At 53.3% G+C, this 22,245-nt stretch carries 16 protein-coding genes and 3 pseudogenes; 9 read left to right on the forward strand and 10 right to left on the reverse strand.

Annotated features, from left to right (window positions below):
• Position 1 precedes the first annotated feature (1 nt).
• From FOC66_RS02135 to FOC66_RS02165, 7 genes and pseudogenes are all read left to right on the forward strand, one after another.
• The gene (locus FOC66_RS02135; RefSeq protein WP_003746178.1) at positions 2 to 529 is read left to right on the forward strand and encodes a single-stranded DNA-binding protein; all 528 of its coding nucleotides are present in this window, start codon (positions 2 to 4) and stop codon (positions 527 to 529) included.
• Between the two features lie 110 nt (positions 530 to 639).
• A pseudogene (locus FOC66_RS02140) lies at positions 640 to 1,644 on the forward strand (IS5 family transposase); the annotation flags it as partial.
• A 50-nt stretch (positions 1,645 to 1,694) separates the two neighbouring features.
• Complete coding sequence (locus FOC66_RS02145; RefSeq protein WP_254351939.1) at positions 1,695 to 2,678, forward strand: TolC family protein; 984 nt, start codon at positions 1,695 to 1,697, stop codon at positions 2,676 to 2,678.
• Between the two features lie 49 nt (positions 2,679 to 2,727).
• Positions 2,728 to 3,558 (forward strand): annotated as a pseudogene (locus FOC66_RS02150) (integrase core domain-containing protein).
• 53 nt (positions 3,559 to 3,611) lie between these two features.
• Entirely contained in the window at positions 3,612 to 5,273 is a 1,662-nt protein-coding gene (locus FOC66_RS02155; protein WP_070615135.1) for an MFS transporter, read from the forward strand.
• A gap of 86 nt (positions 5,274 to 5,359) precedes the next feature.
• Positions 5,360 to 6,514, forward strand: a complete 1,155-nt coding sequence (locus tag FOC66_RS02160) for an HlyD family secretion protein (RefSeq protein WP_003746191.1) — start codon at positions 5,360 to 5,362, stop codon at positions 6,512 to 6,514.
• Positions 6,515 to 6,706: 192 nt separating this feature from the next.
• Positions 6,707 to 7,644: pseudogene (locus tag FOC66_RS02165) on the forward strand (NAD(P)/FAD-dependent oxidoreductase).
• 706 nt (positions 7,645 to 8,350) lie between these two features.
• Here FOC66_RS02165 and FOC66_RS02170 read toward each other — a convergent pair.
• The 5 genes from FOC66_RS02170 to argB all read right to left on the reverse strand — a co-directional run bounded on the left by FOC66_RS02170 (position 8,351) and on the right by argB (position 12,497).
• A complete protein-coding gene (locus tag FOC66_RS02170) occupies positions 8,351 to 9,058 on the reverse strand; it encodes an SIMPL domain-containing protein (protein WP_003746194.1) in 708 nt (235 codons plus the stop codon).
• A gap of 110 nt (positions 9,059 to 9,168) precedes the next feature.
• On the reverse strand, positions 9,169 to 9,660 hold the full coding sequence (locus FOC66_RS02175; protein ID WP_003746196.1) for a DUF1841 family protein: 492 nt from the start codon (positions 9,658 to 9,660) through the stop codon (positions 9,169 to 9,171).
• A 101-nt stretch (positions 9,661 to 9,761) separates the two neighbouring features.
• The gene (ftsB, locus tag FOC66_RS02180; protein ID WP_003679613.1) at positions 9,762 to 10,037 is read right to left on the reverse strand and encodes a cell division protein FtsB; all 276 of its coding nucleotides are present in this window, start codon (positions 10,035 to 10,037) and stop codon (positions 9,762 to 9,764) included.
• Positions 10,038 to 10,060: 23 nt separating this feature from the next.
• Positions 10,061 to 11,347: a phosphopyruvate hydratase gene (gene eno, locus FOC66_RS02185; RefSeq protein ID WP_003746198.1), complete on the reverse strand. Its 1,287-nt coding sequence runs from the start codon at positions 11,345 to 11,347 to the stop codon at positions 10,061 to 10,063.
• Between the two features lie 262 nt (positions 11,348 to 11,609).
• On the reverse strand, positions 11,610 to 12,497 hold the full coding sequence (gene argB / locus FOC66_RS02190; RefSeq protein WP_003746203.1) for an acetylglutamate kinase: 888 nt from the start codon (positions 12,495 to 12,497) through the stop codon (positions 11,610 to 11,612).
• 174 nt (positions 12,498 to 12,671) lie between these two features.
• On the opposite strand from argB, the gene FOC66_RS02195 reads away from it, so the two are divergent.
• Positions 12,672 to 13,802 carry a M14 family metallopeptidase gene (locus FOC66_RS02195; RefSeq protein WP_003746205.1) on the forward strand — a complete coding sequence of 377 codons (1,131 nt, stop codon included), beginning with the start codon at positions 12,672 to 12,674 and terminating at the stop codon, positions 13,800 to 13,802.
• Between the two features lie 74 nt (positions 13,803 to 13,876).
• The gene (gene lgt, locus FOC66_RS02200; RefSeq protein WP_003746206.1) at positions 13,877 to 14,737 is read left to right on the forward strand and encodes a prolipoprotein diacylglyceryl transferase; all 861 of its coding nucleotides are present in this window, start codon (positions 13,877 to 13,879) and stop codon (positions 14,735 to 14,737) included.
• A 77-nt stretch (positions 14,738 to 14,814) separates the two neighbouring features.
• Here lgt and trkA read toward each other — a convergent pair whose 3' ends face one another.
• The 5 genes from trkA to FOC66_RS02225 all read right to left on the reverse strand — a co-directional run bounded on the left by trkA (position 14,815) and on the right by FOC66_RS02225 (position 21,502).
• A complete protein-coding gene (gene trkA / locus FOC66_RS02205) occupies positions 14,815 to 16,227 on the reverse strand; it encodes a Trk system potassium transporter TrkA (protein ID WP_003746208.1) in 1,413 nt (470 codons plus the stop codon).
• A gap of 94 nt (positions 16,228 to 16,321) precedes the next feature.
• Positions 16,322 to 17,773 (reverse strand): DASS family sodium-coupled anion symporter, encoded by a 1,452-nt coding sequence (locus FOC66_RS02210; RefSeq protein ID WP_003746210.1) that lies wholly within the window; start codon positions 17,771 to 17,773, stop codon positions 16,322 to 16,324.
• 212 nt (positions 17,774 to 17,985) lie between these two features.
• Positions 17,986 to 19,239, reverse strand: a complete 1,254-nt coding sequence (locus tag FOC66_RS02215; protein ID WP_003746212.1) for a complex I 51 kDa subunit family protein — start codon at positions 19,237 to 19,239, stop codon at positions 17,986 to 17,988.
• The gene (locus FOC66_RS02220) at positions 19,236 to 20,864 is read right to left on the reverse strand and encodes an FAD-binding protein (RefSeq protein WP_003746214.1); all 1,629 of its coding nucleotides are present in this window, start codon (positions 20,862 to 20,864) and stop codon (positions 19,236 to 19,238) included. Before FOC66_RS02220 ends, FOC66_RS02215 begins: the two co-directional genes overlap by 4 nt.
• Positions 20,864 to 21,502 carry a 2Fe-2S iron-sulfur cluster-binding protein gene (locus tag FOC66_RS02225; RefSeq protein WP_003746216.1) on the reverse strand — a complete coding sequence of 213 codons (639 nt, stop codon included), beginning with the start codon at positions 21,500 to 21,502 and terminating at the stop codon, positions 20,864 to 20,866. Before FOC66_RS02225 ends, FOC66_RS02220 begins: the two co-directional genes overlap by 1 nt.
• Positions 21,503 to 22,245 lie beyond the last annotated feature (743 nt).

Consider the following 22,245-nt stretch of genomic DNA (forward strand, 5'->3'; position numbering starts at 1 on the left):
AATGTCATTGAATAAAGTTATCCTCATCGGCCGTCTCGGCCGCGACCCGGAAGTCCGCTATATGCCCAACGGCGAGGCCGTCTGTAACTTCAGCGTTGCCACCAGCGAAACTTGGAACGACCGCAACGGCCAACGCGTAGAACGTACCGAATGGCACAACATCACCATGTACCGCAAACTCGCCGAAATCGCCGGCCAATACCTGCGTAAAGGCAGCCAAGTGTATTTGGAAGGCCGTATCCAAAGCCGTAAATACCAAGGCAAAGACGGTATCGAGCGCACCGCTTACGACATCATCGCCAATGAGATGAAAATGCTCGGCAGCCGCAACGACAACAGCGGCGGCGCACCATACGATGACGGCTACAACCAAGGCAGTCATTCAAGCCAAAGCAGTTACCAACAAGCGCCTCAACAGCAATACCAATCTGCCCCGGCGCAAGAACCCCCGGCCGCCCCGGCCCGTCGTCCTGCTCCGGCACAACCGACCGCTCCGGTTGAGGATATCGACGACGATATTCCGTTCTAATGACTAAATAATAAAAGGCCGTCTGAAAAATAGACTTCAGACGGCCTGAGACCTTTGCAAAATTTCCCAAAATCCCCTAAATTCCCATCAAGACATTTAGGGGATTTTTCATGAGCACCTTCTTCCAACAAACAGCCCAAGCCATAATCTCCAAACACATCGACCGCTTCCCACTATTGAAGTTGGATCAGGTGATTGATTGGCAACCGATCGAACAATACCTGAACCGTCAAAGAACCCGTTACCTCCGAGACCACCGCGGCCGTCCCGCCTATCCCCTGTTGTCCATGTTCAAAGCCGTCCTGCTCGGACAATGGCACAGCCTTTCCGATCCCGAACTCGAACACAGCCTCATCACCCGCATCGATTTCAACCTGTTTTGCCGTTTTGACGAACTGAACATCTCCGATTACAGCACCTTATGCCGCTACCGCAACTGGCTGGCGCAAGACGACACCCTGTCCGAACTGCTGGAATTGATTAACCGACAACTGGCCGAAAAAAACCTAAAATTAGAGAAAGCATCCGCCGCCGTCATTGACGCCACCATTATTCAAACCGCCGGCAGCAAACAACGCCAGGCCATAGAAGTTGATGAGGAAGGACAAGTCAGCGGCCAAATCACACCGAGTAAAGACAGCAATGCCCGATGGATCAAGAAAAACGGCCTCTACAAACTCGGTTACAAACAACATACCCGTACCGATGCGGAAGGCTATATCGAGAAACTGCACATTACCCCCGCCAATGCCCATGAGTGCAAACACCTGTCGCCTTTGTTGGAAGGCATTACCGAAGGTACGACCGTCTATGCCGACAAAGGCTATAACAGTAAGGAAAACCGGCAACATCTGGAAGAGCATCGGATGAAGGACGGCATTATGCGCAAAGCCCACCGCAAACATCCGCTGTCGGAAGCGCAAACCAAACGCAACCGACATCTATCGAAAACACGTTATGTGGTCGAACAAAGCTTCGGTACGCTGCACCGTAAATTCCGCTACGCCCGGGCAGCCTATTTTGGTCTGTGTAAAGTGAGTGCGCAAAGCCATCTGAAGGCGATGTGTTTGAACCTTTTGAAAGCCGCCAACAGGCTAAGTGTGCCTGTTACGGCACCAATATCACTTATGAATCGCTGCAACTGCAAGGGCAATGGTCGCCCGATGTGTTCGGCAAATACAAGCACCAGCTGGAAGCTGCGCTGGGGCAGCAACGCGCCGTGGAATACGAAATCGCGCAGACGCGGCTACTGCTGGCGCAGGGCGTGGCGACGTATTACCGCCAATGGCAGTTGCTGCTGGAAACGCGGCAGCGCGTGGCGCAGCGGGCGCAGTTGAACCGCGAGCGCGAGCAGGTGGTGCGCGAACTCATCCGCGCCGGACAGGTCGCGCCGAGCAGGCTCTATGCGGTACAGCAAGGCAACAGCCGTTTTCAGGCTGCCTTGTCGGATTTGGACGGCAACATTGCGCAAATCCGCCACGCGCTTGCCGCCTTGACCGGGCAACCGGCGCAGGCGTTGGACAACTTCGCGCCCAACCCCGCCGCCAACACCCCCGCGCCGCCCGTGTCGCAGCTCACCGCCGACTTGCTCGGCAAACGCCCCGATTTGGCGGCGCAGCGCGAGGCACTGACCGCCCGCCGCCATTTAGTTGCCAGCGCGAAAACCGAGTTTTATCCGAACATTACGATTAAAGCGTTGGCAGGCTTGTCTAACGTGGAAATCGGCAACCTGCCGCATTCCTCGTCATGGATGGCGGGGCTGCTGCCCAGCGTGAGCCTGCCGATTTTCACCTCTGGCGCATTGCGGGCGAACCTGTCGCGCAAGGAAGCCGAGTTTGACGAGCAGGCGGCGCGTTACAACAAAAACGTTTACACCGCCCTGCGCGAGGCGGCAGATGCGCTGACGCAGTACGAAACCGCCCTGGCGGCGGTGCGCGACCAGACCGAGATGACCGCGCTCGCCCGCAAAAACGCCGCTGCCGCGCAAAGCCGCTTCCACGCGGGGCTGGACAACAAACTGGATTTTCTGGCGGCGCAAGACGAAACCCTGCAAAACGAAGCGCAACTGGCGCAGGCACAGGCGAAGCTGTTTACCGCGTGGCTGGCGTTAAATACCGCCTTTGGCGGAGGTTTTGCGGCGGACAAATAAGGTGTAGAAATCCCTAGCGTTGTTTACAGTATTTCAGGAGAATACTGACATGAACATGCACAAAAACACCCGACTCACCCCGCACCACCGCCAAGCCATTTGGACAGCATACACACAGGAGAAGGAGAGCGTCACCTCCCTGGCCCGTCGTTACCAAGTCAGCCGCGTCACCATCTACCGCGCACTTAAAGCCGCAAGGGGTAGGCTGCTCAAACCCCAAACCAGCACCAACAACCGTTTTAAACAGACAAAGTACGGAATGAAACGTCTGGCCAAGGTAGAACGCAGTATTCAGGAAAAACTCAAAAAGCAGGCCAAACGCTACAACAAGTCCTATCCCGGCGAAATGGTGCACGTCGATACCAAGCGACTGCCGCTGCCCAAAGGGCAGAAAGCCACCGACAAACGAGATTACCTGTTTGTCACCATTGATGATTTCTCAAGAGAACTGTACGCCGCCATCCTGCCGGACAAAACCGCAGACAGTGCGGCCAAGTTTCTAACGGAACAAGTCATCGAACCCTGCTCCTATTTGATCGAGTGCGTGTATTCGGACAATGGCAGCGAATATAAAGGCGAGGCAAGTCATGCTTTCGGCACTGCCTGTTATGAAAACGGCATCAATCAAAAGTTTACCCGTCCTGCCCGACCGCAGACCAACGGCAAAGCCGAGAGGGTTATTCGGACGATTATGGAAATGTGGCACGAAAAGCATAGTTTTGACAGTCCGGAACACCGGCAAAAGGAGCTGTGCCGATTTGTGAACTTTTATAACACTGTGAAGCCGCACGGGTCTGGGCGGCGATACGCCGTTTGAGGTTTTGCAGGCTTACTTTTCTCAACCTGTGGTGTAAACAATGCGGTTATTTTCTACAGCTGAGGTAGCCTAAAAATCTAAAACTTTGTCCCGTCCACCCCACCAAAGGAAACCCCATGCCCCTGCAATCCGGCGGCTACACCTTCAAGCCGCATGAAATGCCCTTTATGCCGGGTTCGCCCGCCTCGCCCGAGCATCCGAAAAAGCGGCGGCTCGCGTATCTTGCCATCGGTTTATTACTCGCGCTGTCGTCGGGCTTCCAAAACGGGCTGCTCACCGCCTCGCTGCCGCAGCTGCGCGGCGATTTGTCGCTCGATTTGCAGCAGGGCGGCTGGATTCAGGCGGTGTATTTCATGGCTTACGCCTGCATGAGCGTCCTCTTTTTCAAAGTCCGCAAGGCGTATGGCCTGCAACGCTTCGTCCGCATCACCCTGTTCGCCCAGCTTGCCGCCAGCCTACTGCAACTGGTTTATCACCATTACGAAGTGCAACTCATCGCGTGTGTTGCCGCCGCCATCGCCGCCAGCGGCCTGCTGGTGCTGTCGATTTACTACATGATGCAGGGCTTTACCGGCACGAAAAAGCTGGCCGGGCTGGTGTTCGGGCTGGGTCTGATGCAGGTCGGCACGCCGCTGGCGCAGAGCCTCGTGCCGCTGCTGTATGGCGACGGCGACCTCAACGGCGTGTTCGCCTTTCAGGCTACCCTCGCGCTCGCCTGCACCGCCTGCCTGTTCGCCCTGCCGCTGCCGCCCGGCATCACCGTGCGCAAATCGTTCACGCTGACCGACGCGCTCAGCTTTACCCTGTTCGCCTCCGGCATCGCGCTGTTGTGCGCCTTTCTCGTGCAGGGGCGCACGGTGTGGTGGACGACGCAGTGGCTCGGCTGGCTGCTCGCGGGCGGAGTGGGGCTGACGGGGCTGGCGTTGTACATCGAATCGACGCGGCACAAGCCGATGCTGGACTGGCACTGGATGACCGTGCCGCAAATCCTCATCTTCGCCGTGATGGGCGCGATGGCGCGGCTCTTGACCTCGCAGCAGACCGTCGGCGCGGCGGGGCTGATGGGCGCGGTGGGCGTGGGCAGCGCGCAGATGAGCACGTTTTACCTGATTGTTGCGGGCGGAATGCTGGCGGGTGTGGTCGGCAGCCTGATTTTGCTGGATATCAACGACATCCGCCGCCCCGTGATGGTTGCGCTCGCCTGTTTCGCCCTCGGTGCGTGGCTGGAAATCGGCGTGGGCATGCAGACCCGCCCCGCGCAACTTTATTTCAGCCAGTTTATCGTTGCCTTTGCCTCGCTGCTGTTTATGGGGCCGATGATGCTTGAAGGCGCACTGCGCGCGCTGGCGAAAAGCCCCGACCACATAATGAGCTTCTCCGCCGTGTTCGGCCTGTCGCAAACCCTCGGCGGGCTGGCGGGTGTGGCAGCATTCAGCGCGTTTTTAACTTACCGCACCCGCGACCACCTCGCCGCCATCGCGCAAAACCTGACCCTCTCCAACCCCGCGCTCGCCGCCGACATCCAGCGCAACGCCGCCGCCCTCTCTGCCACCCTCTCTGACCCGGTGCTGCTGCAAGGCCGCGCCGTCTCGCAAATCACCGCGCAGGCGGGCAAAGAAGCGTCGGTGGCGGCATACAGCGACCTGTTCGCGCTGCTGGCGGCGATGGCGGCGGTATCGACCCTCGTCGCCGTCGCCCTGTGGCTGTACCGCCGTTATTACAAGATTGATATTCTGGCGGCGGAGAAGGCGAAAGTGTTTGCGGCGTTGGGGAAATAGTGTTTCAGACGGCATTAAAGGCAGCCTGAAAACCACCGCACCAACCCATTAACCGAATCAACCCCCAAATCAACGGAAAGCAAAAAATGTCCCAACCCGACACCCCCGAACAACCCGACACCGAATCCCAAAAAACCGCCGTGCCGCCGCCCGAGATGCAGCCTGAAACGTCGTCTGAAACCCCGTCCGAGCCGCAAGAGCCCGCCCAATGGCAGCCTGAAAAACACCGTTTCGGCAGCATCGGCATACTCGCCGCCAGCGCAATCGGCGTGGTGCTTGCCCTGTATGCCTTCCGCCTGCCGCCCTTCGGCATGGGCGAGGTTTACACCAACAACGCCTATGTGCGCGGCAGTGTAACCGCCGTCAGCCCGCGCGTGGGCGGCTATGTGCAGAAAGTGCTGGTGCGCGATTTTGACAACGTAAAAGCAGGGCAGCCGCTGGTGGAAATCGACCCCGCGCCCTACCGCGCCAAAGTCGCCCAAGCCGAAGCTGGGCTGGCGGGGCAGCAGGCGGCGTTGAACAAAACCGCGCAGGACAAAGCCTCCGCCCTCGCCGTCTCCAAAGCCAACCAAGCCGCGATTGACAACGCCCGCGCCCAGCTTGACCGCGCCCGCCGCGAATGGCAGCGCATACAGGCGGTGAGTGCCGATGCCGTGTCGCAAAGCAGCCGCGATGCCGCGCAAACCGCCGTTAAACAAGCCGAAGCGGGCCTGAAACAGGCGCAGGAGCAATACGCCGTGGCGCAGCAGAACATCATCAACACGGGCGTAGGGCGCGAGGGCGCACAGGCGGGCATCGCCAACGCGCAAGCCCTGCTGGACTTGGCAAAACAGGATTTGGGGCATACTGTGATTTACGCGCCCGCCAGCGGCAAACTCGGCGAAGTCAGCGTAAAACAAGGGCAGCTTGTGAGCGCGGGCACGCAGCTGATGTCCGTCGTGCCGCCCGAACGCTGGATCATCGCCAACATCAAAGAAACCGATATGGCCAACGTGAAAATCGGGCAGAGTGCCAGCGTGAGTATCGACGCACTCGGCGGCAAGGCGTTCAGCGGCAAAGTCGCCGAAATCTCGCTCGCCACCGCTTCCGAATTCAGCCTGATTAAAGCCGACAGCGGCACGGGCAACTTCGTCAAAATCGCCCAACGCATCGCCGTAAAAATCGTATTTGACGCAGGGCAACAGGATTTGGAACGCCTCGCGCCGGGGATGTCGGCGGAAGTGAACATTGCTACGAAGTAAGGTAAAAGGCCGTCTGAAAAGTTTTCAGACGGCCTTTCAGACTGCTTTTTTTATTGAAGTAAAGCAAATCGGGCATTATCCGTGCATCAATTGCCCAACCCACTCAACAAAAAGCAGCCTCAAACTCCATTCCCCCATTTTCAGGCTGCCTTGTAAAATTCTATAATTACGCTTTTATGCCAAACCATTTATCTGCGAAAGTCCCACACCCAATTTGACGTTGCCGTCATCGGCGCAGGCCCGTCAGGCTCGGTTGCCTCCGCTCTGCTTAACAAACAGGGCTTCAAAGTATGCGCGCTGGAAAAACAGCATTTTCCGCGCTTTGTGATTGGCGAGAGCCTGCTGCCGCACTGCATGGAAATGCTGGAAGAAGCCGGTTTTGCCGATGCCGTGCGCGCCGAGAAAGGCTTTCAGTTTAAAAACGGCGCAGCGTTCGCATGGCGCATTTCACGCGCATCACCGACAACATCGCCGCCGAAGCCGATTTTGACCACAACAAAATCCTGATTACCACCCACCCGCAGCACCGCGACGTATGGTTTTGGACAATCCCTTTCGACGACAACACCTGCTCGCTCGGCGTGGTCGGCACACCCGACAAACTGGCGGGCGATTCCGAAGCCGTGTTGAAACAAATAGTGGCAGAATGCCCCAATCTGGTTGAATTTTTTAAACATTCCGAATGGGAAAACGGCTTCCCCTACCGCAGCATCCAAGGCTATTCCGCCAATGTTAAAACCCTGCACGGCAAACATTTCGCGCTGTTAGGCAACGCCGCCGAGTTTATTGACCCCGTGTTCTCATCGGGCGTAACCATCGCGCTGCATTCCGCCAAACTCGCCGCTGACCTGCTTGCCCGCCAGCTCAAAGGCGAAGCGGCAGACTGGCAGCGCGAGTTCGCCGAGCCGCTGATGGTGGGCGTAAACGCTTTTCGCACCTATGTGGACGGCTGGTACGACAACCGTTTCCAAAACGTGGTGTACGCACCCAACCGCGCGCCCGAAATCAGCCGCATGATTTCCGCCATTCTCGCGGGCTATGCGTGGGATACGGCAAACCCGTTTGTAGAAAAATCGGAACAGCGGCTGAACACGCTGGCGGAACTGGTGGGGGATTTGGCGTTTGAATAGGTGTTGATGTCGTCTGAAAACAGTTGCAGGTCGGGCATTGATGCCCGACAAACACCGACCTGTTTATCTTAAAATGAGACCTTTGCAAAATTCCCCAAAATCCCCTAAATTCCCACCAAGACATTTAGGGGATTTTGGGGAATTTTGCAAAGGTCTCAAAAGGAGAAGAAATATTACAAACAGCTGTTCCGTTAATTGAGCAAATTGATGAGTTATTTTTCGGAAAGTTGGATAACAACGAAGAACAATTTAAGCATTTTCTTGTTAGATTAAACAAAGAATAAGAATATTATTTATGGAGTTGTCAATTTTGATAGCTCCATACTACATTTGAAACTCAAAAATAGAGCATAGCTATAGAACAGAAATTTATTCAAGAGAATTATTTACACCAAAATATAGAAGTCCTCTGTTTTATTTTCAAAAAGTAAAACAGAGAACATAAATGGTTGGCTCTTGAAAGCAATGTGTAAAAATTTTACGTTAATATTGTAAAATATAATGATATAATTACTCTGTTATCGGGGTTATTTTTACGTATTTTTAAGAAAGTCATCAATATTTGATTGCAACAAGTTGAAATAATTAGAGTTTTATTTTTTCATTCTTTCCTTATATAGAAACAACCATTTTAATGACTAAATAATAAAAGGCCGTCTGAAAAATATACTTTCAGACGGCCTTTAAAATGATTTAAAAGAAAATCCTACATTTGCACCGAGCCGCTGACGGTCAGGCTGATTTCTTCCGAACCCGGAGAGGCTGGTACACCATCTTCTATTCCTGTCGCTACTTCTGCAGCAGGGATTGCACGCAGCATTTTGGCGTGTGCAAAGTCGCCGCCGACTTGGCGGTTGCCGATGTGGCCCAGGTTGAGTTTGACGATTTTGTAGCTGGAGAAGCCGAGTGTTTGGGCGAGGTTTTGGGCGCGGTCTTTGAAGCGCAGGATGACGGCTTTGCTCAATTGGTCGACGGTTTCTTCGCGTTTTTCTTTGGATACGGAAAATGAGGAGTTTTCCAAAACGGCGATATTGATGCTGTCGGCAATCAGGCGGTTGAGTGCTTCAAAATCTTTGCTTTCTACTTTGAAGTAGGCGTGTTCTTCCCAGCCGGTTTGGGTGCGTTTGCCGTTGGTGTATTGATAGCGCGGGGAGGCGTTGCGTTCCATCAGCTCGGCTTTAAATTTGCTGTTTTGGGAGATTTTGTTGAACTGGTTGAATTTCTTCATGAAAGCTTGGTTGACGGCTTGACGGTCTTTGCCTTCTGCATTGACGCTGAAATATGCGGTCATGGTGTCCCGCGGTACTTCCATGTTGGCGGATTCGGAAAATTCAACGATGTTGTAGTTGAGGCTTTCTGCTGCTACGGGCAGGGAAGCGGCTAGCAGTAGGGCAATAAGGGCTGGACGGAGCATTTTGGTTTCCTTATAAGGGGATTTCAAAAAAGTAATTTAGCATGAAAGATGGAAATGTTGGCTTTGGCAAGCGTAAGGATTTGTATGGACTGAGGCTGTCTGAAAAGAAGTTACTTTGTATCCATCAGGCCGACTTCATGGGGATTGAGGCGGGCGTTTTCTTCTTGGCCTAAGCCGATCAATTTCCTCAAGCGGGTCATGTAGGCGTTGACATCTAGGCCTCGTCCGTAGCGTTGCGCTTCCCAGATGGTTTCTGCCAAGGCTTCCATCATATCGTGTTCGGCTTTAACCCAGTCGCCGTTGTAACGGGCGCAAAGTTGTTGGTGGATGGCACGGATGCCCGGGGGCTGATCAATGGCGCTTTGCTCTTGCAGAGAAAGGTGTAGCGACATGTGCAGGAATGGGTTGCTTTCGCCGTCTTCGGGCAGCCATTCTTTATCTAAATATTGTTCGATGTCTTCGAGATAGTGTCCGTATTCGGGATGGGCTTCGATAATGCGTAAGGCTTTTTGCTGTAGGCCGTCCAATTGGAGCGGTGCGAGCCTGTGTTGCCAGACGTGGGCAAAAAATCGGCGGACATCGTGAGTGTTTACGTCATACATGATGGGTGTGATTTGATTTTGGGATATGTGATTATATAACGATTGCGATAAACAAAGGCCGTCTGAAAAATATGTTTTCAGACGGCCTTTGTTTGATAGGTTTAGCGGCGGTCGATGATTCGGTAATACACTTCGCCGTCTTGGACATAGCCCAATTCGACGCGGGCAATTTCGGCGATAGCCTCTTGTCCGTGTGCCAAGTCTTCAACTTCCGCATTGAGGAAATTGTTGCGTAAAGTGAGCGTTTGGTTTTTTTCCTCCTGACGGACGAGCTGCTCCTGCAATTCTTCCGTATGCCCGACGCTGCCTTTGCCAAACCAAAGGCTGTACTGACAGCACAAAAGTGCGAAGGTTAAAACAAAAGTCACCCACTTCATACAATCAATATCCTATATTTTGCTTATTTGCCCAGTTGGTAGAATGCGGCTTTACCGGGGTAGTAGGCGGCTTCGGCCAGTTCTTCTTCAATGCGCAGCAATTGGTTGTATTTCGCCATGCGGTCAGAACGGGACAGGGAGCCGGTTTTGATTTGCATACAGTTGGTGGCAACTGCTAAGTCGGCAATGGTGCTGTCTTCGGTTTCGCCGGAACGGTGGCTCATTACGCTGGCGTAGCGGTTGCGTTTGGCCAAGTCGACGGCTTGCAGGGTTTCGCTCAATGTACCGATTTGGTTGACTTTGACCAGCAATGCGTTTGCCACGCCTTTTTCGATGCCTTCGGCCAAGATTTTTGGATTGGTTACGAACAAGTCGTCGCCGACCAATTGAACTTTTTTGCCCAATTTTTCGGTCAGCAGTTTCCAGCCTTCCCAGTCGTTTTCGTCCATACCGTCTTCGATGGAAATGATTGGGAATTCGTTAACCAGACCTTCCAAGTATTCGGCAAATTCTGCGCTGGTGTAGGAGCGGCCTTCTGCTTCCAGGTGGTATTGGCCGTCTTTGTAGAACTCGCTGGATGCGCAGTCCAGGGCGAACAATACGTCCTCGCCTGCTTTGTAGCCGGCGGCTTCGGTGGCTTCCACCATCAATTGCAGGGCTTCTTTGTGGCTGTTCAGGTTGGGTGCAAAACCACCTTCGTCGCCGACGGTAGTTGGGAAGCCTTTGCTATCGCACAGTTTTTTCAGCGCGTGGAAAATTTCGGCACCGCAACGCAGGGCTTCGCGGAAAGATTTTGCGCCGACAGGCATGATCATGAATTCTTGGATGTTCAGGCTGTTGTTGGCGTGTTCGCCGCCGTTGATAACGTTCATCATTGGAACCGGCAGAGCCATTGGGCCTGCGCCGCCCAAGTAACGGTACAGCGGCAGGCCTGCATCTTCAGCGGCCGCGCGTGCTACGGCCATGGAAACGGCCAAAGTGGCGTTGGCGCCCAAGTTGCCTTTGTTTTCAGTACCGTCCAATTCGATCATGATTTGGTCGATATAAGATTGCTCGCTGGCATCGATGCCGATGAGGGCTTGCGCTATTTGGTTGTTAACGTGGTCAACGGCTTTCAATACGCCTTTGCCCAAGTAACGGGATTTGTCGCCGTCACGCAATTCCAAAGCTTCTTTTTGACCGGTTGATGCGCCGCTTGGTACGGCTGCACGGCCCATGACGCCGGATTCCAACAATACGTCACACTCTACAGTAGGGTTGCCGCGAGAGTCTAAGATTTCGCGTGCAAAAATATCAACGATTGCGCTCATGAATATCTCCAAAATAGGATGGTAAAAGAAAAGTAGCTTTGTTGCGCTTCAGACGGCCTTGAGGATGATTGCCAAAGTCTGATGAATGCAGACATTATACCGCCTTTGCCGGGCATGGCATCGGCGTCGGTATGAAACCGACTGTAAGTTTGTTTCACGTCAATATCGTTCAAACAAACATAGGCCGTATAGTGTAACATTTTTTACCCTTTTTAGGGTGAAAAGCTGATTAAATCAGGCATAAGGCCGTCTGAAAACCAGATTAGCCTTCGCCTAAAATCATCGAACCTACGCCGTCATCGGTCAGTACTTCCAAGAGCAGGGCGTTGGGAACGCGGCCATCTATAATGTGCGTGGCTTTAACGCCGCTTTTGGCGGCTTCGACGGCGGAGGCAATTTTAGGCAGCATGCCGCCGTACAGCGTGCCGTCTTCAATCAGTTCGTCAATGCGGCTTGGCGTCAGGGTGGTCAATAATTTGCCTTCTTTATCCAGTACGCCGGGGATATTGGTCATCATCAGCAGTTTTTCGGCTTGAAGTTTTTCCGCCAGTTTGCCGGCAACCAAGTCGGCATTGATGTTGAACGCTTCGCCGTTTTGCCCTACGCCGATGGGTGCGATGACCGGAATGCAGCCGCGTTCGACCAAGCCTTCTACCAACCGGGTATCGATGTCGGCCACTGTGCCGACTTGGCCGATGTCCACGCCTTTTTGTTCGGGCGTGTCGATTAGGAGTTTTTCCGCTTTGATGAAGTGGTTATCCCGGCCGGTAATGCCGACGGCGCGACCGCCGAAGGAGGTAATCATGGAAACGATTTCTTTATTGACGTGTCCGCCCAAAACCATTTCTACGATGTCCATGGTTTCGCTGTCGGTGACGCGCATGCCTTGAACAAATTCTCCTTTTTTGCCGACTTTTTCCAGCATTTCATTGATTTGCGGGCCGCCGCCGTGAACGATGACGAGATGCAGGCCGATCAGTTTGAGCAGGACGACATCGCGTGCGAAGCCCTCTTTTAAGGCCGACTCGGTCATGGCGTTGCCGCCGTATTTGATGACGATGATGGAGCCGGAAAAACGGCGGATATAAGGTAAAGATTCGGCAAGGACGCGCGCTTTGATCGCAGAGGAGACAGATTGTTGCTGAGTCATTGTTTCAACCTTGTTTCATGATTTCGGCCTTTATCTTAATCCCAAAGGCCGTCTGAAACAATATTTCCAAGCGCTTGAAATCCTGTTAAATCAGTTAAATGGTTGAAACCAGCCTCATGCAAACGGTAAAATGACGGTTTGCTTCGGCCTCTTTGCCGATTACTAAGGATACCCATGATGAAAATCAGCACCCAATTCGATGCCGGTTCGGTCGTTGTCAAAGACTTGAGCAACCCTGCCGATATCCGCCTCGCCCTGCGTCCCGACAATGCTTCGGAGTTTGCCCAATGGTTTTACTTCCGTTTGCAGGGTGCGGCCTATCAAAACTGCGTGATGCATTTTGAAAATGCGGCGGACGCTGCGTATCCTTTGGGCTGGGAGGACTATCAGGCTTGCGCTTCTTACGACCGCCAAAATTGGTTCCGCGTGCCGACCAGCTATGAAAACGGCGTGTTGACCATCAACCATACGCCTTTGTCCAACAGCGTTTACTACGCCTATTTCGAGCCTTATTCCAACGAGCAGCATTTGAACCTTTTGGGCGATGCGCAGGGCAGCGGTTTGTGCCGTATCGACGACTTGGGCAGTACCGTTCAAGGCCGCGATATTAATCTGTTGACCATCGGCAACCAAGTCGAAAGCGACATGAAAGTCTGGATTATCGCCCGTCAGCATCCGGGCGAAACCATGGCGGAATGGTTTGTCGAAGGTTTGTTGGGCCGCCTGCTTGATCCGCAAGATCCGACCGCGCGCATGCTGCTTGACCGTGCGACTTTCTACATCGTGCCAAACATGAATCCGGACGGTTCGGTTTTGGGCAACCTGCGCACCAATGCCGCCGGCGCCAACCTCAACCGCGAATGGGAAAACCCGACTTTGGAGCGAAGCCCCGAAGTCTTTACCGTCCGTGAAAAAATGATGGAAACCGGCGTGGATTTGTTCTTGGATATTCACGGCGATGAAGGCCTGCCGTTTGTCTTTGTGGCCGGCACCGAAGGCGTGCCGAACTACAACGAGCGCATCGAAGCCTTGGAAGACCAATTCAAACTTGCGCTGCTCAATGCCAGCCCCGATTTCCAAGACGATTACGGCTATGACAAAGATGCGCCGGGTCAGGCAAACATGACTTTGGCGACCAACTGGGTCGGCAATCATTTCAACTGCCTTGCCTATACTTTGGAAATGCCGTTTAAAGACAATGCCAACCTGCCGGACGACGATTTCGGTTGGAACGGCCAACGCTCGCTGCGCTTGGGCGAGGCCATGTTGTCTGCTATTTTGAATGTGGTTGGCGATTTGCGTTAAACCGTCCGACATTGCATACAGGCCGTCTGAAAGTTCAGGCTTTCAGACGGCCTTTGAGATAAGGAACACACATTATGATGATACATCCCCAGTTTGATCCGGTGCTGATCAGCATCGGCCCGCTTGCCATCCGCTGGTATGCCTTGAGCTATATTGTCGGCTTTATCCTGTTTACGATTTTGGGCCGCCGCCGTATCGCGCAGGGCAATTCTGTGTTTACCAAAGAAACACTCGACGATTTCCTGACTTGGGGTATCTTGGGCGTCATCTTGGGCGGCCGTATCGGCTACGTTTTGTTTTATAAATTTTCCGACTATCTGGCCAACCCGTTGGATATTTTCAAAGTGTGGGAAGGCGGCATGTCGTTTCACGGCGGATTCTTGGGCGTGGTCGTTGCCATGTGGCTGTTTGGCCGCAAGCACAACATCAGTATCTTGAAGCTGATGGATACCGTTGCGCCACTCGTACCGCTGGGCTTGGCTTCCGGCCGTATCGGCAACTTTATCAACGGCGAACTTTGGGGACGAGTTACCGAACTCAATGCTTTCTGGGCGATGGGTTTTCCCCAAGCGCGTTACGAAGATGCGGAAGCCGCGGCGCATAATCCTTTGTGGGCTGAATGGCTGCAACAATACGGCATGCTGCCGCGCCATCCGTCTCAGCTTTACCAGTTTGCCCTTGAAGGCATTTGCCTGTTTGTCATCGTTTGGATTTTCTCGAAAAAACCGCGTCCGGCCGGACAAACGGCAGCATTGTTCTTGGGCGGTTACGGATTGTTCCGCTTTATCGCCGAATTTGCCCGTCAGCCTGACGACTATCTCGGCCTATTGACTTTGGGCTTGTCCATGGGTCAATGGTTGAGCGTGCCGATGATTGTATTGGGCGTGATTGGTTTTGTTTGGTTTGGCCGTAAAAACAGTGTTGCTAAAGCGTAAATAAAACAAGAAATAAAGGCCGTCTGAAAAGGTTTTCAGACGGCCTTTTAATGTCTTCAAGAGGATGGATTTTAGGCTTAACCGAAAAAGCCCATTTTGACTTGAATGAGTTTTTCCAACTCCGGCAGGACGCGGCGGCGTGAGACGAAGAAGATAATGTGGTCGCCGTCTTGGAGGATGGTTTCGGTGTGGTGTCCCATGATGACCTCGCCGGTTGCGCCGCGGACGATGGCGGCGATGTAGCAGTCGCTCGGCCATTTGATGCCGCTGATGCGGCGGCCGACGATGGCGGAAGTGTTTTTATCGCCGTGTACCACCACTTCGATGGCTTCGGCCGTGCCGCGGCGCAGGGGGTGGACGGCAACGATGTCGCCGCGGCGGATGTGGGCGAGGATGGAGCCGATGGTAATCAGGTGGGGGGAAACGACGATATCGATTTTGTTGCCTTCGAGCAAATCGACGTAGCTTGAGCGGTTGACGATGGTGATTACGCGTTTGGCACCAAGGTTTTTCGCCAACAGGCTGGACATGATGTTGTTTTCGTCGTCGTTGGTCAGCGCGCAGAAGACGTCGATTTCGTCGATGTATTCTTCGTCTAGCAGGGTTTCGTCGGTGGCGGAACCTTGCAGGACGAGGGTGTTGTCCAGATTTTCGGCCAGCCATTCGGCGCGGTGGGGTTTATATTCGATGATTTTGATGTCGTATTTGGATTCGAGCTGTTTGGCGAGGCGGTAGCCGATGTTGCCGCCGCCGGCGATCATGATGCGGCGGGTACGCGCTTCTTTAGGACGCAATTCGCGCATGATGGCTTCCACGCTGTTGATGTCGGCGGCAAACAGGACTTCATCGCCTTCGATGATGACGGTTTGCGGGGTGGGGACGATCAGGCGGTTGTTGCGGTAGATGGCGCAGATTTGGCAGTCCACGCCTTCGAGCAGGTGTTGGTTGATGTCGGCAATTTCACGGCCGATCAGCAAACCGCCTTTGCGGGCTTGAACAATCACCATGCGCACTTTATCGTTGGCAAAACTGAGTACCTGCAATGAGCTGGTGTAGTTGAGCAGGCCGACGAGTTGTTCGGTAACCAGTTGTTCAGGGCTGATGGTTTCGGTAATGCCGAAGATGTTGAGGCTGCCTTCTTCGGGGTTGTCGCTGCCGTCAACCGGATATTCGAGGTATTCGCTTGAGCGCACGCGTGCGATGCGGCTGGGGATATTGAATAGGTCGGCGGCGATTTTGGAGGCGACAATGTTGGTTTCGTCGCTGCGGGTCAGGGCAAGCAGGAGGTCGGAATCTGCCGCGCCTGCCTGTTCGAGGGTAAAGGGCGATGCGCCGTTGCCGACGATGGTTTGGACATCGAGGCGGCTGCTGATGCGGTTGAGCGCTTTTTCGTCGATGTCGATGATGGTAACGTCGTTGCTGGGAACGGAGGCAAGGTTTTGGGCGACGGTCGAGCCGACTTGGCCGCTGCCGAGAATGAGTATTTTCACGGTAATCGAGTGTGTTCGGTAAAAATGAAATTGTAACAAAAGGCCGTCTGAAATTGGAGTTTCAGACGGCCTGATTTTTCAATCGACTAAAGGATTACCAATAGCCCAAGGCTTTCCACCACAAGATGCCGACAGTGCTGAAAATCAGGATTTCGACCACGCTCATGATGAAGCCGGCTTTCCACCATTCGGTCATGTTGACGTAGTTTGAGCCGTAAATGACAGGTGCGGAACCGGTGGCGTAGTGGGTCAGCGACATCATGATGCCGGTAGCGGCTGCCATAATCAGGGCAAACAGCATCGGTGGTGCGCCCAAGGCCAAGCCTGCGCCGTAGAATGCGCCGAACATGGCGGTAACGTGTGCCGTACCGCTGGCGAAAACGTAGTGGGCGTAGAGGTAGGCCAGCATCAACAAGGCACAACCGGCTTCCCAACCCAAACCCATGTGGGCGATACCGCTTTGCATGGAGTCGGACAACCAGCTGATGAGGCCCAGTTTGTTGAGGAAGTTTGCCATCATCACCAAGGCCGCGAACCAGACGATGGTATCCCACGCGCTTTTTTCTTTCAGCGCGTCGTCCCAAGTCAGTACGCCGGTCAACAGGCACAGGCTCAAGCCGAGGAAAGTAGTGGCGGTAGCGTCCACTTTCACGCCGAACAGCATTTCAGGAATACCCGCCCACAACAGCAGCAGAACTAAGAAAATACCCAGCATGATTTTTTCTTCACGCTTCATCGGTCCCATGGCAGCCAAATGCTCTTTTGCCAATGCAGTGGCGTTGGGGGTTTGTTTGATTTCAGGCGGATACAGGAAATACAGCACCAACGGCATCAGCAGCATAGCAATCAGGCCGGGTACGACCATTGCCAAGAACCAAGTACCCCAAGAGAGTTGGATTTGCGCATTGGTGGCTTTGGCAACCAATTCGACCACCAGCGGATTAGGTGCGGTGGCGGTGATAAAAATCAGACAGGTAATTACATTGGAGTGGAAATTGACCAGTGAAAGGTATTTACCGATTTTGCCTTCCGTCCCTTTTTCTGGGTCGGAGTCGAAGCTTAAGGCAATAGATTTCATAATCGGATGCACGATGGCACCGCCGCGCGCAGTATTACTCGGCGTTACCGGACCGATGACCAAGTCGGCCAGTGCCAAGCTGTAACCAACGCCCAGCGTGCGTTTGCCGAAGAGGGAAATCAAGAGGTAGCCGATACGCATACCCAAGCCAGTTTTCAACAGGCCGCGCGAGATGATGATGGCGATACCGATCATCCAGATGAGCGAGTTGTTGAGGCTGCTCAAAGCGTCTTTGGTTGCATCGGCGGCTTTTTCGTTGGTCACGCCGGTCAGTGCAACCAAGGTAATGCCCAAAATCGCCATTGCGCCGATAGGCATGGCTTTGCCGATGATGCCGGCGATGATGCCGACGAACAATGCCAAAAGATGCCATGCGTCAGGCGATACGCCTTGGGGAACGGGGATAACGAACCAGATAAGCAGCGTCAGCACAAGTGCGACCGCAGCAGGAATTGGCTTGAAGCCCATGTTGAATCTCCTAATTTGAGGATTAAAGAATTGGGAAATCGGTTTTCAGACGGCCTGAGTATTGCTTAAGGTCGTCTGAACGTATTTTGGTAGGTTCGGAAGGTATTTTTCTTAATGGGTTTCTTTTCTATCTTAGAAAGAAGAGAAAGGGGGGCGGGTATCGTTTTTCAGACGGTCTTTACAGTAACAGGCCGTCTGAAAACAATACCGATTTACTCCTGCTCCGCCGGCAGGCCGTACTCTTCGGGGAAGGTACGCAGCGAACTTTGCAGAACCGTTACCGCGCCGTCAATCAAACCGCAACGGCCGCTTCGTGGCAACAGTTGGCACAGGCTTTGCAAGGCGCGCAGGTCGTCGGGGGTGCCGATGCCGGTGTCCACGCGGTTGAGCAGGCGGGAAAGTTGGAACGTGCCGCCTTTGCACGGTGGGCATTGTCCGCATGAGTTGGCAGCAAAAAACTCCACATATTCAGATACTTTACGCACTACACTCGTGCCTTCGGAAATCACAATCATCGCACCCGTACCGAGGCTGGATTTGCGTTCGCGCACGGAAACGAAGTCCAATGGCACATCCAAATCTTTGGCAGTCAGAAGCGTGTTTGACGGGCCGCCGGTAAAGACGGCTTTAAACGTGCGGCCTTCAAGCATACCGCCGCCGTGATCGAAAATCAGTGATTTCAGCGTTGTACCCATCGGCAGCTCGTACAGGCCCGGATTCAATACGTCGCCAGAGAGCGAGTAGAGTTTCGTACCTGCGGCATCGCCCAAACCCAGCGATTTGTACCATTCCGCACCTTTGGCAAGGATTTGCGGAATATTGGCGAAGGTTTCGGTGTTGTTGATTAGGGTCGGTTCACCGTTGACACCGCTTTCGGCAGGGAAAGGCGGTTTGCGGCGAGGGAAGGGGAAACCGCCTTCCAACCATGAAATGACAGCGGTTTCTTCGCCGCCGATATAACGGCCCGAAGTTTCAACCAGCTGCAAATCCAAAGGTTTGCCCAAGTAGTTTTCAATGCGGATAAACAAATCGCTGTTTTTCCATTGCTCGATGGCCGGTGTGATGGAGGCGATGGATTCGGTTTGATGCGGGTTGATGTACAAAATCGCTTTGTTGGCGCGGCAGGCAACGGCGGCAATCAGGACGCCTTCGATAACTTGGTGCGGCGTTTTTGCCAGCAAAACGCGGTCTTTGAATGTACCCGGTTCGTCTTCGTTGGCATTGCAGACGACGTATTTGTCGCCATTTTTGCTTTGGGCGGCAACGGCAGCCTCCCATTTGCGCCAGGTCGGGAAACCTGCGCCGCCCATACCGCAAAGATTGGCTTCTTGCAGTTTGGAAACAATGCTTTGAGGATCAGCAAGCGCCGCCAACAGGCCTTCGCCGCCGCCAACTTTACGCCATGCGGCTAAATCTGCGCCGACTTGGCGGGAAGGGTGCAGTAAGTTTTGATTGGCTTGATTCATGATTGTTGCTCCTGCAAACCGGCGTGTTCGCGCAAATCGAATTTGCCGTAGTCGGGATATAAAACGGGGGCTTTGATGTCGCTGGTCAGGCCTGCACGGGTCATTTCGCGTTGCAGGTCGTGGACGTGTCCGACACCGCCGCGCACTTTTTTCAGTGGCAGGCCGCAATTTGCCGCGGCTTTACCGGCACGGCGGCCGAAGCTGATGATGTCCAGAAGTGCATTGCCCATCAGGCGGTTGCGGCCGTGGATGCCGCCGGTTACTTCGCCGGCGCAATAGAGGCCTTCCACGCAAGTCGCGCCGTCGCCGTTGATTTCGACGCCGCCGTTTTGATAGTGCAGGGTTGGATGAATCATCATCGGCTCAACAGCAGGGTCGATACCGCATTTGTGGGCGACGTGGCCGAGTGTTACCAAACGGTTCAATACATCGGGGTCGTTGGCAATCAGGCGCGGCGTATCGAGGAATACACCGACTTGACCGTCGCGCACCACGCCGCGGCCTTCGCGACATTCGCGCAGAATCGCGGCGGCAACAACGTCGCGCGGCTGCAATTCGTCAACGAAACGCTCGCCCAAACCGTTGACCAGTTTGGTGCCTGCAGAGCGGACGGCTTCAGAAATCAGCGCGCCTGCCAAGTGTGGCGGATGGGCGACGCCGGTCGGGTGGTATTGGAAAGAGTCGACATCGCGCAGTTTCGCGCCGATGCGGTAAGCCATCACCAGGCCGTCTGCAGTCGCGCCATAGTGGTTGGATGTGGCGAAACCTTGCAGGTGCAGACGTCCGCTGCCGCCGGTTGCCAAGACCACGGCTTTGGCGTGAACCAATACCAAGGAGCGTTTTTCCAAATCGTACAAAATCGCGCCGACGCAGCGGCCGTGTTCGTCCGATAATAATTCGATGGCGGGGTGGCGGTTGAGCTGAGTGATGTTTTCGTCGAGTTCGACCGCCTCGCGTAGTACGCGCATCATTTCGAGGCCGGTAAAGTCGCGGTAGCTCAAAATACGCGGCACGGTTGTACCGCCTGCACGTTTGCGACTCAGCATGCCGTTGCTGTCCGCGCCTTTGGCAAGGTCGAAAGTCATGCCCAAGCCGATCAGCCAACGGATGGCGGCCGGCGCGTCGGTAACCATTTGCGCCACCAATTCTTTTTTGCCTGCGTTGTGGCCGCCTTTGATGGTGTCGTCAAAGTGTTGCTGCAGGCTGTCTTCCGCGCCGACTGCCGCTTGAATGCCGCCTTCGGCCATCACGGTATTGCTGTCGCCGATACGCAGCTTGTTCGCCATAATCACGCGCGCGCCTGCTTCGGTCGCGGATAACGCCGCCGCCGCACCCGCACCGCCGCCGCCGATTACCAAGACGTCGGTGTTCAGGTGTTCCGCACCCGACAAATCGTAGTCGTCAATCAGAGGCTGACTGATTAAGAGTTTAGCCAGGTCAGGGTGGCAGTAATCGCCTTGGTTCGGGCCGATAGGCAGTTTCACACGCGCATCGGCCTGATAGTCAGGGTGAAATTGGCTCAGCAATTCGTTTTTTTCAGGTAAATCGCCACGCAGTTCCAATGAGGATGCACGCAGATTGGCAAGGGCGGTTTCGTAGTCTATGCCTTGAATTTTGTTAGCCATCACAGTGCCTCCTCTTCAAATTCGACTTTCATTTTGCCGCTGTCGATTTCGCGCAGGCGGCGCATCAAATCCACCGGACGCAATGTACGCGCCGCTTTCATGCGGCGGGCGAACAGGCCCAAGTGGTTTGGACGGATGTGTTCTGGGCAGGAGAGGGTGCAGAGGTTGCACATTACGCATTGGTCGAAGGTCAGCGCAGCCGCGCCGAAATCACCGGAAACTACCTGCGCTACGCCGTTTTCCACTTGCAAACCTTTAGGGCAGGCGCGGTTGCAGCCGCCACAATGACGACAGTTTTGCGCTTCGGGGAAGGCTTTGGCGGTATCGTCCAACCAGTTCCAGCCGTCGCCAATCTCACTCACGTCGTAATATTGGATATGCTCCGGAATAAAGTAGTCCAAGAAGCTGACCTGCATGCCTTCCTCTACTTTGGTCTCGCATGCCAGTGCAGTGGTTACTTCGCGCTCGCCTTCTTTACGAATCATGCAGCGGCAGGAACCGCATACGCCTTGACCCATGCAGCCGACGTTGGCAGTAATCGCATTGCCCGAACGTGCATAGGCTTGGATGATTGACGAATCGGCGGAAGCTTTGACTTCGTGGCCGTCTATGGTCAGGGTTAACAAATTTTCACTCATGATTTGTTCCTGTGAAATTGGAAGTTGGAATAGTGGATAATTTGGTTAATTGTATTTTTATTACATTTATTGCGTATGAGGAAAATATCCAAGTGATTTACTCGGAAATTCTTTTAAAATCAATGTTTATCTATATAAGGCGAAGTGTATCAGAATTTGTTGGATTTGATGATAGAGAGGGATTAGCCTTGCTTAAGGAAGAAATTGCAAACAAAATATGCCTATTATTTAGACAAATTAATTATTTATATTTGATTTTAAAGGTAAAAGAAAATTACCTTTTCAGTATATTTGCAAAAATAATCTAATATTTGCTAGTAGAAATCATTATTATATCTTAGGGTTTATATATAACTTATTGTATATATTGAATAATATCTAATTTTGTAAACAAACGAAAAGGCTGTTATAAAATTTCAGAAAATTAAATAAGTTTGACATCCGTCAAGAAGGTTGAGGGAGAGAATGACATAAATTTTACAATTGTGTATCGTATTAAAAAATAAAATGGCCGTCTGAAATGGGGATGGTTCTCTTTTAAATACAGGCTACTAAATTTTTTACTCAGATGTGTAGGGCAAATATTTCAGACGGCCTAGCAATAAGGTTATCGTTTAAAAATAATGTAGTTTTATTTCTATGTGAGCGAATGGCCAGTAGATATAGGTTATCAATAACCAAGTGATTTAATATGTTATTAAATTCTATTTAAATCAATAAGGTATGAAAATGATATTGTCTGG

Source organism: Neisseria mucosa (assembly GCF_013267835.1).
In the GTDB taxonomy this organism is placed as follows: Bacteria; Pseudomonadota; Gammaproteobacteria; order Burkholderiales; family Neisseriaceae; genus Neisseria.

Coding starts and splice junctions, on each gene's coding strand:
- FOC66_RS02135 (WP_003746178.1), top strand. CDS start 2: ATGTCATTGAATAAAGTTATCCTCATCGGCCGTCTCGGCCGCGACCCG.
- FOC66_RS02155 (WP_070615135.1), top strand. CDS start 3,612: ATGCCCCTGCAATCCGGCGGCTACACCTTCAAGCCGCATGAAATGCCC.
- FOC66_RS02160 (WP_003746191.1), top strand. CDS start 5,360: ATGTCCCAACCCGACACCCCCGAACAACCCGACACCGAATCCCAAAAA.
- FOC66_RS02170 (WP_003746194.1), bottom strand. CDS start 9,058: ATGCTCCGTCCAGCCCTTATTGCCCTACTGCTAGCCGCTTCCCTGCCC.
- FOC66_RS02175 (WP_003746196.1), bottom strand. CDS start 9,660: ATGTATGACGTAAACACTCACGATGTCCGCCGATTTTTTGCCCACGTC.
- ftsB (WP_003679613.1), bottom strand. CDS start 10,037: ATGAAGTGGGTGACTTTTGTTTTAACCTTCGCACTTTTGTGCTGTCAG.
- eno (WP_003746198.1), bottom strand. CDS start 11,347: ATGAGCGCAATCGTTGATATTTTTGCACGCGAAATCTTAGACTCTCGC.
- argB (WP_003746203.1), bottom strand. CDS start 12,497: ATGACTCAGCAACAATCTGTCTCCTCTGCGATCAAAGCGCGCGTCCTT.
- FOC66_RS02195 (WP_003746205.1), top strand. CDS start 12,672: ATGATGAAAATCAGCACCCAATTCGATGCCGGTTCGGTCGTTGTCAAA.
- lgt (WP_003746206.1), top strand. CDS start 13,877: ATGATGATACATCCCCAGTTTGATCCGGTGCTGATCAGCATCGGCCCG.
- FOC66_RS02210 (WP_003746210.1), bottom strand. CDS start 17,773: ATGGGCTTCAAGCCAATTCCTGCTGCGGTCGCACTTGTGCTGACGCTG.
- FOC66_RS02215 (WP_003746212.1), bottom strand. CDS start 19,239: ATGAATCAAGCCAATCAAAACTTACTGCACCCTTCCCGCCAAGTCGGC.
- FOC66_RS02220 (WP_003746214.1), bottom strand. CDS start 20,864: ATGGCTAACAAAATTCAAGGCATAGACTACGAAACCGCCCTTGCCAAT.
- FOC66_RS02225 (WP_003746216.1), bottom strand. CDS start 21,502: ATGAGTGAAAATTTGTTAACCCTGACCATAGACGGCCACGAAGTCAAA.